Consider the following 12,710-nt stretch of genomic DNA (forward strand, 5'->3'; position numbering starts at 1 on the left):
TTACATGCTCAGTCGTCAATTAGAAGTATCACTACGTTTGGCTGTCAGCATGGCTCGTCAAAAGAGACATGAATTTTTGACGGTAGAACATTTATTATTGGCTTTACTGGATAATGATTCCGCTGTTAATGCATTGAAAGCATGTGGCGCAGACATTATTGTGCTTCGCAAAGAACTTGAAGAATACGTAGAACAACATACCCCTAAGCTTGGCGAAAATAGCGATCAAGCACCACATCCTACAGAAAGTTTTGATCGCATTTTGCAACGTGCAATTTTCCATGTGCAATCGAGTGGTAATGACCGCACTGTAGAAGGTGCAGACATTTTAGTTGCGATGTATTCAGAGCGTGATTCATTTGCGGTGTATTTACTTAAACGCCATCAAATCAACCGTTTGACATTAACGCAGTATTTGTCACACGGCACACGTAAAGATGAAGTCCAAGCTGAAGAGGAAATTGAAGAGCTCGATGGTGAAAGCACCACGTCTTCAAATTCTGGCCCATTGGAGCTATATACCACCAATCTCAATGTTGAAGCTCAAAAAGGCAAAACAGATCCACTAATTGGTCGTGAAAAAGAGATTGAACGTACAGCCCAAATTCTATGCCGCCGTCGTAAAAACAACCCACTTTTGGTGGGTGATCCGGGTGTAGGTAAAACTTCGATTGCTGAAGGTTTGGCTTGGCTCATTGTAAATGGTAAAGCACCTAAACCGCTTGAAAATGCAGAAGTATTTAGTTTAGACATTGGTGCTTTAGTTGCTGGAACTAAATACCGTGGTGATTTTGAAAAGCGTTTAAAACAACTGCTAAATGCCTTGAAGAAAAAGCCCGAAGCTATTTTATTTATTGATGAAATTCATATGATCATCGGTGCAGGCTCAAGTATGGGCAGCACGATGGATGCATCAAACCTCATCAAACCAGCTTTGGCGAATGGTACTTTACGTTGTATCGGTTCAACGACTTTCCAAGAATACCGTCAAGTCTTTGAAAAAGATCATGCATTATCTCGTCGTTTCCAAAAAATTGATGTCAATGAACCATCTATTTCAGAAACGATTGATATTCTGCGTGGCTTAAAAGGTAAATTTGAAGAATTCCATCATGTGAAATACGAAGATCAAGCGTTGGTTTCTGCGGTTGAACTGTCAGCGAAATTTATCAATGATCGTTTCTTACCTGATAAAGCCATTGATGTGATTGATGAAGCTGGTGCGCAGCGTCGTTTAAAAGCTGAGCAAGATGATACGGTCATTTCAGTTGAAAACATTGAAGATATCGTTTCGAAAATTGCCCGTATTCCACCGAAAACTGTGTCTAAAGATGACAAGAGCGTCCTTGAAAATCTTGAGCGTGATCTGAAACGTGTGGTGTTCGGTCAGGATGAAGCGATTGAAGCGCTTGCATCTGCGATTAAATTATCTCGTGCAGGTCTAAAAGCACCAGATAAGCCAGTGGGTAATTTTGTCTTTGCGGGTCCTACAGGTGTGGGTAAAACTGAAGTCACTAAGCAATTGGCGAAATTGTTAGGCGTTGAACTTGTACGTTTCGATATGTCGGAATACATGGAACGTCATGCCGTATCTCGTTTAATTGGTGCGCCTCCGGGTTATGTAGGTTTTGATCAAGGTGGTTTGTTGACCGACGCGATTCATAAAAATCCGCATTGCGTACTTTTACTAGACGAAATTGAGAAAGCACATCCAGATGTCTTTAATTTGTTACTTCAAATTATGGATCATGGTTCATTAACGGACAACAATGGTCGTAAGTCTGACTTCCGTAACGTCGTGTTAGTGCTGACTACCAATATTGGTGCAGAATCAATTTCACGTGTGAGCATTGGTTTCATGGATCAAGATAACAGTAATGATAACCAAGACGCGATGAAAAAAGCCTTCTCTCCGGAGTTCCGTAACCGCTTAGATGGTGTTATTCAATTTAAAGCATTGCCAACAACTGTCATTGAAAGTGTGGTTGATAAGTTTTTAACAGAGCTTCAGGCACAGTTAGATGACAAAAAAGTGGTTCTTGAGGTTGACCAAGATGCACGCGAATGGATGGCAGAGCAAGGATACGATCGCTTGATGGGCGCTCGTCCAATGCAGCGTTTAATTCAAGAGCATTTGAAGAAACCGCTTGCTGAAATGATTTTGTTTGGCGAGCTTGCGGAACATGGCGGTAATGTTGGTGTTTCAGTGAAGAAAGAAAATGGCAAAGCTGTGGGCTTAAAACTCGAAGTGTTTGAAGACCAAACCGCTGAACCTGCTTAAGTAATTTAATTAACGAAAAACCCGTGCTTGCACGGGTTTTTTATATTTATTCGACGCTAGATTTGGGTTTCTCAATGATGGACATACCATTAACAAAAGTGCTGACCACATTTGGTTTATTTGCACTGACAGCACTGATGGAAATTTTAGGCTGTTACTTCCCATATTTGATTTTAAATCAGCAAAAATCGCAGTGGTTATGGATTCCAACAGCGCTTGCATTGGCTGCATTTGTTTGGTTATTGACGTTGCATCCAGCAGCTTCGGGTCGTATCTATGCAGCCTATGGCGGAATCTACATTTTCTCTGCATTGCTGTGGTTGCGTTTTGTCGATCACGTAGTTCTAACACGTTGGGATATGCTAGGTGGCGTCATTGTGTTGGTGGGCGCAGCTGTGATTGTATTACAGCCTCAAGGTTTAATTCGTTAAGTTAAACAATGCAAAAGTTAAACCAAGAGCTGTAAGAAATTAGATATTTATTTAAATTTGCACTCTGTATTTTTAATGATAATTTCGTATTGATTGCTACTCGAGCTTAGATCCATTTCAATTTTATATGGATTAACACGTTGAAATTGATGCTCGAATAGTAATTCACAGTTTTGGAGTGAATTATGCTTGATGAGTTGCTTCACCTTATGTTCACCGACTGATTGTTCAAATTGCGCAAAATCAGGGGTGGTGATAATACCATCAATTTCAATCTTATCCGCTTCAATTTCCATTTTTTCCATCAACATATTCTGATCAACTTGATAGGGAAGAGTGCGTGAATCTTCATCACTAATGGCAGCCAGTATTTCGTTTAAACCTGTTTTATTTTTAATTTTAAAATTGCTATCTAAAATCTGATTTTTCACCAAGTATTGATCTAATTCACTTGGTTCACTAGCAAAGCTAAAAGTAGATAAGCTCAATCCAAGAGCCAATAAGCAAATATTTCTTAAACGCATAATCTTAATCACTTATAAAAGTTATGGTTTTATTAAAGCATGCAAAAACAAAAAAAGCACCCGAAGGTGCTTCATTTATCTAAGTAAAACCTTAGTCTTTTTTAAGATTTTCGTTAATTAAGAATTCAACAAGTGCTTTTTGTGCATGTAAGCGATTTTCAGCTTCATCCCAAACCACAGCATTTTTGTGGTCAAGCATATTTTCAGAAATTTCTTCGCCACGATGCGCAGGTAAGCAGTGCATAAATAGGCAGTCAGCGTGAGCAAGATCCATCAGGCGTTCATTCACTTGATAATCAGCAAACGCTTTTTCACGAATTTTTTGCTCTTCTTCTTGGCCCATACTTGCCCAAACATCTGTAACGATTAAATCTGCATTAACTGCAGCATCTTCGGCAGAATCAACAAGTTCCACACAGTGTGCAAATTCAGATAGAAATTCTGCTTTAGGTTCATAGCCCTTAGGTGCAGCGATTTTTAATTTAAAGCCCCACATATGAGCAGCTTCAATATATGAGTTACACATATTGTTGCCATCACCAATCCAAGCAACCGTTTTACCTTCAATAGAACCACGGTGTTCAACAAATGTTTGAACATCGGCAAGTAATTGGCAAGGGTGGTGATCATCTGTTAATGCATTGATGACAGGAACTTTTGAATAAGAAGCAAAGCGTTCAACAATGTCATGACCAAAAGTACGAATCATCACAATATCAAGCATGCTTGAAATCACACGTGCAGAATCTTCCACTGGCTCACCACGACCTAATTGAGAGTCGCGAGATGAAAGGAAAATTGCACTACCACCAAATTGGCTCATTCCTGCTTCAAACGATACACGTGTACGGGTGCTCGATTTCTCAAAAATCATGCCCATGACTTTACCAACGAAAGGTTGGAAAACTTCATTGTTATGCTGTTTGCGCTTGAGTTCGATACCGCGCTGTACAATTTGGTTAAGTTCTAAAGTCGATAAATCGCGTAAAGTTAGAAAGTGACGTAGAGCCATTGTTACTCCACAATAATTGCTGAATCAAAAAACAAAACAACAATTAGTTGTTGGTTGGTTAGAGAAAAAGGAATCGATTAATATACTATAAGAGAGGTAAATTGCAAAAAATCTAGCGCTTTTGGTGACCGTCTAGGAAACGATCGACGCAATAACTGATGTAATTGATGGTTTCTTGATCATTTTCATCAATGGTGATGCCCATGAGAACGCGCCATTCTAAATTTCGCAAAATTCCAAAATAAAATTGAGCCGAAAACAGCGGGTTTTCACAATACAGCAAACCGTGTTGATGTGCTTGATATAAAATTTCCGCAACGGTGTTCTGAATTTGTTTCGGACCTTGCTCATGAATATAACGTGCTATTTCAGGATTACGTCCAGTTTGTTCTAAGACTAGACGCATGAATGCCGCATTTTCAGGCATCACAATATGCTGATGAAAGTCACTTAAAGTATTGATGAGATAAGCGCGAATATCGGTGTCAGGGCTGACTGTAAATGGTAGGCAAATATCTTTGAAAAATAAGCAGCGACGATAGTCACAAATAGCCTTAAATAACCCGTCTTTATTACCAAAATATTTATAGATTGACGCTTTTGAACCACCCGCATGATTCACGATGTCATCTAATGAAACTGCATCAAACCCACGTTTTAAAAAAAGCTCCGTAGCACTTTCTAAAAGCGCAACACATCGTTCATGTCCGCGCCGCGTTTGTGGCTGGTCATGCGTTAAAGGTTCAATGTGTATTAAATCTTGCATAAAGTGATAATATTTAACAAAAAAAGGGCTGATTTGACGATAATTATAGCAAACAATTCAGTACTTTTCTGCTTTGCTCATAAATAAGAGATCTTTGACTAAAGAATAACAACAGATAGGTGACAAGTGAAATATTTGACTAAAGTTTTAGAGTTAATATTCTACAAAGCCATAGAGTTGGAAAAAAATATGGATATACTCAAACTTCGAAAATTAAAGTAAATGCCGTGGAAAGGAATATGACACAACAAACGTCTGCAGGCTTAAGATTTAGACAAGCATTGGAAATCGAAAAACCATTACAAATCATTGGCACAGTAAATGCCTATGCAGCAATGATGGCAAAAGAAGTTGGCTATAAAGCCATATATTTATCTGGTGCAGGTGTTGCGAACTATTCATATGGTTTACCTGACTTAGGCATGACCAGTTTAGACAATGTTTTGGAAGATGTTCGTCGTATTACTGAACGTGTAGATACGCCATTACTTGTCGATATCGATACAGGTTGGGGCGGTGCATTTAATATTGCCCGCAGTGTGAAGCAAATGATTGCAGCAGGTGCAGCAGCGGTTCATATCGAAGACCAAGTCGCACAAAAGCGTTGTGGTCACCGTCCGAACAAAGAAATCGTGTCACAACAAGAAATGGTTGACCGTATTAAAGCGGCTGTTGATGCAAAAACCGATTCAAACTTTGTGGTGATGGCGCGTACAGATGCATTACAAAAAGAAGGTTTGCAAGCAGTGATCGACCGTGCATGTGCCTGTGTAGAAGCAGGTGCAGATGCGATCTTTGCTGAAGCAATGACTGATATTACCATGTACAAAACTGTCTGCGATGCTGTTGGTGTCCCTGTACTGGCAAACATTACAGAGTTTGGTGATACCCCTTACTACACCAAAGAAGAACTAGGCGAGCAGGGTATTGCAATGGTGCTTTACCCATTATCACCAACACGTGCAATGCAAAAAGCGGCACTAGAAGTAATGCATGCGATCCGCAATGAAGGTACACAAGTCAATGTACTGGATAAAATGCAACAACGAAAAGAACTCTATCAATTCCTCGATTATCACACTTTTGAAAACACCTTAGATAAATTGTTCACTGAAGGAAAATAAAAATGGCTGAAGGAAAAGTACTCACGGGCGCAGGACTGCGCGGACAAGTAGCTGGTAAAACTGCATTGTCAACTGTAGGCAAAAGTGGTGCGGGCTTAACCTATCGTGGTTATGACGTTCAAGACTTGGCAGAAAACTGTCAGTTTGAAGAAGTCGCGTACCTGATTTTCTTTGGTGAATTACCAACAACAGAACAGCTTGCAGCATACAAAGCCAAACTCAAATCATTGCGTCAATTACCGCAGGCGTTGAAAGAGGTGTTAGAACGCATTCCTGCTGACTCGCACCCAATGGATGTGATGCGTACAGGCGTTTCAATGCTTGGAAATTTAGAAACTGAAAAATCGTTTGAAGAGCAACAAGATGTTGCAGACCGTATTTTGGCAACACTACCGGCAATCATCTGCTATTGGTACCGTTTCAGCCATGATGGCGTACGTGTAGAAGAAAACACTGATGATGATTCAATCGGCGCACAATTCCTACATTTACTGCGTGGTGAAAAACCAAATGAATTGCATGAGCAAGTGATGAACGTGTCACTGATTCTATATGCAGAGCATGAATTTAATGCCTCTACATTCACAGCGCGTGTATGTGCATCAACATTGTCTGATATGCATTCTTGTATTACAGGTGCAATTGGTTCACTTCGTGGTCCATTACATGGCGGTGCAAACGAAGCTGCAATGGAAATGATTGAAAACTGGACGTCTCCAGAAGAAGCTGAGCGTGAAATGTTGGGTAAACTTGAGCGTAAAGAAAAGATCATGGGCTTTGGTCATGCGATTTACAAAGATAACGATCCACGTAATGGCATTATTAAGAAATGGTCTGAACGCCTAGCAAAAGACGTCGGTGATACTGTACTTTATCCTGTATCAGTGCGCTGTGAAGAAGTGATGTGGCGTGAGAAGAAATTATTCTGTAATGCTGATTTCTTCCATGCATCTGCATATCATTTCATGGATATTGCAACTAAACTGTTTACGCCAATTTTCGTGATGTCGCGTGTAACAGGTTGGGCAGCACACGTGATGGAACAACGTGCGGACAATCGTATTATTCGCCCAAGTGCGGACTATACAGGTCCGGAATTACGTAAAGTTGTGCCGATTGCAGAGCGTTCTGCAGCATAATTTTAAAGTGGAATAAAAAAGCCTCTAAAGAGGCTTTTTTATTATTTGTTATTTAAGTTAATAATCTATTTGGTTAGTAAAACTGGATCTTCAACCCTATATCCTGTTTCAAATGGAATCCCTAGATATTTAACAGTCACTAAATAAAAGGGCTTTTGCATTACACGATAAGTTTTAGAGATTTTTAAACCTTCTTTATACGTCTCAGCCTTTTGTACAGCGCTTTTATACTGCGAATTTTTAACACGATATTGATAAGTCCATTTATCAATGGTTTCATTCGGGTCATACCATGATTTTGCAGTGCCATTCATGGTTGTTAATAACTGTATTCGAGCATTATTGTTATTTACTGGTGTTAATTTGACTAAACGTTTTTTTATTTTCGCGATTTCTTTATTAAACTGGGTGCTGTCTTGATCGTAATCAATCCGTTTTGTCTTTGGATTAATATACAAAGACTTCACTGTAATTAATTGCGTCGGCTTTTGGCTATTTAATTGATAATAATATAATTGTGGTAAACGACCACGACCATCTTCAAAATGACGCATTAAATAGATTTTTTGGTCTTTTTTATCAAAACCCAAAACCTCAATGTTTTGAGGGCCGCCTACCGTCGCGAAAGCAGAGCAGGACAGTAGGGTGCTAATTGCGAATGCATTGAAATGACGTAGCTGCATTTTCTTGTCCTGATAAGTAAATTCCTCAATACAGTATGCGATGCAAAATGATATTTAAATATGAAGTTTATGTATGTTTTATTCTGCATTTAAGATGTCTAATACACTGTGAGCAACATTTTCAGTTAACTGATCTAAGCGTTCTAAAGCCGTACCCAAAATAAAATAATGATAATTATAAATACGACCATCATGTAAAATTGAAATATAAAATGTTCCTTCGGGTTTTTCTACGGTTGCACTGCCACCGGGTTTGAGTAATCCAGTGCAGGCCACCACGAAGTCCGCATGTAAAAATAGTTGTTGTCCTTGCTCAGCCATCGCTTGAGTCACTTCTGCGGATTCGGCCGTAAATTTTTCTATTAGTAAAGGATCTACTTTTAAAATTTCACGTTTGATCGATGGATCATAGCTCACTAGTCCACCTAATAAGATATCTGCACCACTATTCTTATAAATTGAAAATTGACTACATAAATAACCAGAGCTTGCACTCTCGATAAACGCGATGGTCATGGATTTTTGTTCTAAAGCATCGCAACACAGTTTAAGCATGTGCTTACCCCAAAGTAGAATGGTGAATGATCATTAGTATTCTTAAAATTTTAGCATTGATTTCGCTCGCCTGTAATTTCACTAAAAGTCTAAGTTGGTACTGTGTGTTGTGGAATTCACGAAAATAGCGTGATTGTTTAGAAGCTGTACGAAAATATGAAATAAAGGTTTCTTCGGAAGGAAAACGATGTTAAAACTTAAAATAAAGAGCGTAACAAAAGTAGGTTTATTTCAATGAAAACGACTGTTAAATATGTAGTATTAAAAAGCCTAGACTATCAATTGGGCACGCCACTTTTTCAAGAAGAATTAGACGCAGATAGCCTGTATTTTGATCAAATTCCGGCTGTAATTCAGTATCAAAATCATCAATTCAAAGTGAAAAGCAAAGAGTTAAAGCGTGTTTATTTAGCGGAAGAAAATGAAGACATGCAAACCATTATTGTGAAAGTACTTGCCGTTTAATTTCGATCAATTTTTAGTATTAAAAATACAGTTTTCATTGAGTTGGGAGCTGTATTTTTGTATTTGACAGACTCAAATTTATAGATAAATCTAGATTTAAAGGAGATATGTATTTTTAATGGAGCATGTAAATAATTTTGTGTAATTGCTTTTCATCAATTTAAAGGTGATTGCTTAAGCGGTCACCGAATTCAATAATAAAGCGGCTCATGGCTAAACGCCAGTCGCGAATCGGCATATTCCACTTTTTAGATGCTGCATCAATGGCCAGGTAAATCACTTTACGTACAGAATCATCCGTTGGAAAGACTTTACGTTTTTTGATCGCTTGGCGTATTACGCTGTTTAATGACTCGATTGCGTTGGTAGTGTAGATGGCTTTGCGTATCTCGGCTGGATAAGCAAAGAAGGTATTCAGATTCTCCCAATGCGTACGCCAGCTTTTGCTGATCTGTGGGTACTTGTCATCCCATGTTTGGGCAAATTGATCTAGGGCCATCAAGGCTGCCTCTTCAGTGGGTGATTGATAAACGGCTTTTAAATCCTGAGTGACCACCTTGTAATCTTTCCATGACACGTATTTCAAGCTGTTGCGTAGCATGTGGATAATGCACAGCTGGATGTGGGTTTGCGGGTATACGCTGTTAATGGCATCAGGAAAGCCTTTTAGTCCTGAGAAGCGCTGCTTCGCAAGGCAGGCGATCAGAATATCCTGCAACCCTCGGTTTTTCAGCTCAGTCAGAACATTTAGTCAGAACTTGGCAACTTCATTCTCAGCCATCCACATGCTGAGCAGTTCTTTGTGTCCATCAAGATTAATGCCTAAGGCAAGGAATACAGCCTTGTTGATGACACTGCCATTATGACGGACTTTAACCACAATACAGTCCATATAAACGATGGGGTAGATTGCATCCAGCGGACGGTTTTGCCATTCAGCAACCTGCTCATTGACGGCATCAGTCACCTTGGAAATGAGCGTTGGAGATACATCGGCATCGTACATTTCCTTGAAGGTAGCAACGATTTCACGGGTGGTCATACCTTTGGCATAAAGGGATAGAATCTGGTTATCCATTTGAGTGATACGGGTCTGATTTTCTTAATCAACTGAGGTTCGAAAGTACCATAACGATCACCTGGTGTGGTGATCTCAATCTCCCCATCATCGCTAAGTACAGTCTTACTAGAATAACCATTGCGTGAATTTGAGCCAGATTTACGGGCATTTTTTTCATGTCCGAGATGTTCGGTAAGTCCGGCATTGAGAGCCGTTTCAACAGTGAGTTTAGTCAACAATCGGGTGGATTGGTTTAGATCGTCTTCTGTTTTGATTCCTTTAGCAAATTCTGCTGCAAGGTCTTTTAGTTTTTGTTCGTTCATCATATTGCCTGACTCCGTTGTGAATATGAAGGTAGCAAATTCAGGCAATTACACAATATAAATTACAGTCTCTTTTAGACCACTTGATCGTGTCGTCTTCGCTATTCGACTAACAGCTATTTAATCCCCCAGATATTATTTAACCCGAATCGCGGATAAGAAATAAACTTGAAAATAAGAAGACTAGAGCCATCAGTTGAGTTACCACACAAAACTCACAACTCTAGTCCTAATGTTCAATAGTACCGAATTATTCTGCGTAATTGATGATTTCTTTCTTAAATTTGAAGCAACTTATTGGAACTTTCTCAAACAAAATAGCCATTCTTTAAGAATCAGACGTGCTCATTTGACGATCTCAGAAATCTGCTTTATTGCCATTTGGTATAAATGTTCTTATTTCAGCAATTTCAAAGCCTTTTTCACATGGTTAAAAGAAGATAAAAGACATTTGTTTAAAAGCTTACCATGTTACCATATGACAGACAAAGCACAGGCGAAACTAGACTTAGAAATTTGTATGAAGTGTTGTAATCCTAATGCCCCGAATATGCCTAGCTAACAAAAAGTTAATTTATAAGTTATGAAATATAAATAAAATTGAAATAACATTAGGTTTATATTAAAATATTTGATATAGTGTGTTTGATCGAATCCGTAAGCGGAACGGTAGTGTTTGAGTTGTTAACGGAATTGCGTATTCCCTCCATCCTGATGTTCAAGCATCAAATTCAAACAGTTAACGCATAGCATGAATTCGCATCATGCCGATCAAGGGAAGCCTGCAGCTATCCGTGGGTTTTCCTTAAATTCTATTTTTAAGATATTAATTTAATTTTTTTTATCTTTCTTAAATTTCATAGCTACTGTAAATATCATAAGTTTAAATTTTTCTTAAGTGAACAATCTCCAAAATTAAAGTTGGTTTTATTTTTAATACTATTCTGTTTACAAAAGCTCATTATATGAGTCAATAAATGAACATATCTAACGGCTGGACTACTGCTTCAGCAACTAACGGCGATGAAATTCGTGTGAATATTATTCCGTTAAAAAAAATTCAAAGCAATTTGAATGGTAAAACTTTAGTTGAAGTTGCTAAACAAGTTGTCCTAGAGTCAGGACAAAAGCTAACTTTAAATATTGATGGTAAATCTTTTTATACTGAACTAAATAAACGATATAAATTGTATTTTTAAACTCTCACTCTTAAACCTGAACAACTTAGAGCTAAAATTTTTTAATTAAATTATTTATAAATTAATTATTTATTTTCTTAATTTTTTCAAGAACTCTATATTAAATATTATTAAAGGAAATTATTATGTCAAATTTAACTACAGGCACTGTTAAGTGGTTTAACGATACTAAAGGCTTCGGTTTCATTGCAGCTGATAATGGCGAAGAGGTCTTTGCTCATTTTTCTCAAATTATGTCAAATGGGTTTAAAAGCCTAGCTGAAGGTCAACGTGTACAATTTAGCGTATCAAAAGGTCAACGTGGTTTCCAAGCGAGTGAAATCGTTGGGATTGATGGCTAATACATGGAAACTTTATTAAACAAAGTAATGTTAGATGTGGTTGATCAACATGGCGCTGTCTATACACTAGAAGCTATGTGCGAAAAGTCATGTGATGAGCCAAATAGTTTTGGGGATTGCGTCCGTTATCTAAATATAGATGATGAAATAATTAAGCCTAGCTTTGATATGCATTTCTACAGTGATAAAACTGGAAAAATATTTAAGCTATTTTAATTTTTACATGCAATTAAATTAACCTCCTCCGGGAGGTTTTTTATTGGGTGAAATATGGAGCCTAATGTATATGAAGCGCTAACCAAAAAGATACGTCCCAAAAAGAAACCACGCACCAGGCCTTTACCTAAAGCCAGTGAAAAATACTTAGAAGCATACGAGCGACTAAAAGAAATATTAGACCAAATGGAAATGAAATTTGAGGAATACTTTCATTTCAAAAGTACCAAACATTGGCTTTTTGATCTTCACCTTATTGAATACCGAGTGTTTATTGAAATTGCTGGTGGTCCGTGGTCGGGTGGTCGCAAGGGTAAACTAGCAACAAAGGCTTGGAGTATGGATCGTTACGATCATGCTGAAGAATTGGGGTATCGATTTCACAGATTTGAACTTGCAGATATCAATATGGGGCGGGCAAAGGCCTGGCTAAAAGCTTAAAAAAAAACATGAGTTATCTTAAATTAGAGACCTTTGCACAAACCAGCGACCTACTCTCGACACCAATCTCAAACTCAACTAAAAACTGGAATTGGTGTTAAAAGATAGAAAAAGTCACCGAATTGGCATAACACTCTCCTAAATTGCAGT

14 protein-coding genes and 2 pseudogenes are annotated in these 12,710 nt (G+C 38.3%); 10 read left to right on the forward strand and 6 right to left on the reverse strand.

Translation table 11 applies throughout. The annotated features are described in order from the left end of the window. Positions 1 to 4: 4 nt before the first annotated feature. A complete protein-coding gene (gene clpA / locus FTU34_RS04480) occupies positions 5 to 2,281 on the forward strand; it encodes an ATP-dependent Clp protease ATP-binding subunit ClpA (protein ID WP_078193466.1) in 2,277 nt (758 codons plus the stop codon). A gap of 77 nt (positions 2,282 to 2,358) precedes the next feature. Then, positions 2,359 to 2,712, forward strand: a complete 354-nt coding sequence (locus tag FTU34_RS04485) for a YnfA family protein (RefSeq protein WP_111883867.1) — start codon at positions 2,359 to 2,361, stop codon at positions 2,710 to 2,712. 47 nt (positions 2,713 to 2,759) lie between these two features. Here FTU34_RS04485 and FTU34_RS04490 read toward each other — a convergent pair whose 3' ends face one another. The 3 genes from FTU34_RS04490 to FTU34_RS04500 form a co-directional block, all read right to left on the reverse strand. Continuing rightward, on the reverse strand, positions 2,760 to 3,236 hold the full coding sequence (locus FTU34_RS04490) for a hypothetical protein (RefSeq protein WP_180034831.1): 477 nt from the start codon (positions 3,234 to 3,236) through the stop codon (positions 2,760 to 2,762). Between the two features lie 91 nt (positions 3,237 to 3,327). Beyond that, entirely contained in the window at positions 3,328 to 4,248 is a 921-nt protein-coding gene (argF, locus tag FTU34_RS04495; protein WP_078193464.1) for an ornithine carbamoyltransferase, read from the reverse strand. Positions 4,249 to 4,360: 112 nt separating this feature from the next. Further along, positions 4,361 to 5,014 carry a TetR/AcrR family transcriptional regulator gene (locus tag FTU34_RS04500; protein WP_111883702.1) on the reverse strand — a complete coding sequence of 218 codons (654 nt, stop codon included), beginning with the start codon at positions 5,012 to 5,014 and terminating at the stop codon, positions 4,361 to 4,363. 239 nt (positions 5,015 to 5,253) lie between these two features. Here FTU34_RS04500 and prpB point away from each other — a divergent pair, with 239 nt between their 5' ends. Together prpB and prpC are read left to right on the forward strand one after the other, a co-directional pair. Next, complete coding sequence (gene prpB / locus FTU34_RS04505; RefSeq protein WP_180034832.1) at positions 5,254 to 6,138, forward strand: methylisocitrate lyase; 885 nt, start codon at positions 5,254 to 5,256, stop codon at positions 6,136 to 6,138. A 2-nt stretch (positions 6,139 to 6,140) separates the two neighbouring features. Continuing rightward, complete coding sequence (gene prpC, locus FTU34_RS04510) at positions 6,141 to 7,277, forward strand: 2-methylcitrate synthase (RefSeq protein ID WP_111883699.1); 1,137 nt, start codon at positions 6,141 to 6,143, stop codon at positions 7,275 to 7,277. A 65-nt stretch (positions 7,278 to 7,342) separates the two neighbouring features. Here the strand turns inward: prpC and FTU34_RS04515 are convergent, their stop codons facing one another. Then, positions 7,343 to 7,960 carry an aminotransferase gene (locus tag FTU34_RS04515; protein ID WP_180034833.1) on the reverse strand — a complete coding sequence of 206 codons (618 nt, stop codon included), beginning with the start codon at positions 7,958 to 7,960 and terminating at the stop codon, positions 7,343 to 7,345. A 78-nt stretch (positions 7,961 to 8,038) separates the two neighbouring features. Further along, positions 8,039 to 8,515 carry a CinA family protein gene (locus FTU34_RS04520; protein WP_180034834.1) on the reverse strand — a complete coding sequence of 159 codons (477 nt, stop codon included), beginning with the start codon at positions 8,513 to 8,515 and terminating at the stop codon, positions 8,039 to 8,041. 234 nt (positions 8,516 to 8,749) lie between these two features. On the opposite strand from FTU34_RS04520, the gene FTU34_RS04525 reads away from it, so the two are divergent. Continuing rightward, the gene (locus FTU34_RS04525) at positions 8,750 to 8,980 is read left to right on the forward strand and encodes a hypothetical protein (protein WP_078190858.1); all 231 of its coding nucleotides are present in this window, start codon (positions 8,750 to 8,752) and stop codon (positions 8,978 to 8,980) included. A gap of 160 nt (positions 8,981 to 9,140) precedes the next feature. Here FTU34_RS04525 and FTU34_RS04530 read toward each other — a convergent pair. Beyond that, a pseudogene (locus tag FTU34_RS04530) lies at positions 9,141 to 10,363 on the reverse strand (IS256 family transposase). Positions 10,364 to 10,595: 232 nt separating this feature from the next. Here FTU34_RS04530 and FTU34_RS04535 point away from each other — a divergent pair. The 5 genes and pseudogenes from FTU34_RS04535 to FTU34_RS04555 form a co-directional block, all read left to right on the forward strand. Then, a pseudogene (locus tag FTU34_RS04535) lies at positions 10,596 to 10,838 on the forward strand (IS982 family transposase); the annotation flags it as partial. Between the two features lie 502 nt (positions 10,839 to 11,340). Beyond that, positions 11,341 to 11,562 carry a transposase gene (locus FTU34_RS04540; protein WP_180034835.1) on the forward strand — a complete coding sequence of 74 codons (222 nt, stop codon included), beginning with the start codon at positions 11,341 to 11,343 and terminating at the stop codon, positions 11,560 to 11,562. Between the two features lie 125 nt (positions 11,563 to 11,687). Next, positions 11,688 to 11,903 carry a cold-shock protein gene (locus tag FTU34_RS04545; RefSeq protein WP_180034836.1) on the forward strand — a complete coding sequence of 72 codons (216 nt, stop codon included), beginning with the start codon at positions 11,688 to 11,690 and terminating at the stop codon, positions 11,901 to 11,903. A 3-nt stretch (positions 11,904 to 11,906) separates the two neighbouring features. Then, positions 11,907 to 12,119 (forward strand): hypothetical protein, encoded by a 213-nt coding sequence (locus FTU34_RS04550; RefSeq protein ID WP_180034837.1) that lies wholly within the window; start codon positions 11,907 to 11,909, stop codon positions 12,117 to 12,119. Between the two features lie 54 nt (positions 12,120 to 12,173). Next, positions 12,174 to 12,560, forward strand: coding sequence for a hypothetical protein (locus tag FTU34_RS04555; protein ID WP_180034838.1), 387 nt, complete (start codon positions 12,174 to 12,176; stop codon positions 12,558 to 12,560). The last annotated feature ends 150 nt before the right edge of the window (positions 12,561 to 12,710 follow it).

The sequence above is a fragment of the Acinetobacter sp. YH12094 genome (assembly GCF_013419295.1).
GTDB classification, from domain to species: domain Bacteria; phylum Pseudomonadota; class Gammaproteobacteria; order Pseudomonadales; family Moraxellaceae; genus Acinetobacter; species Acinetobacter amyesii.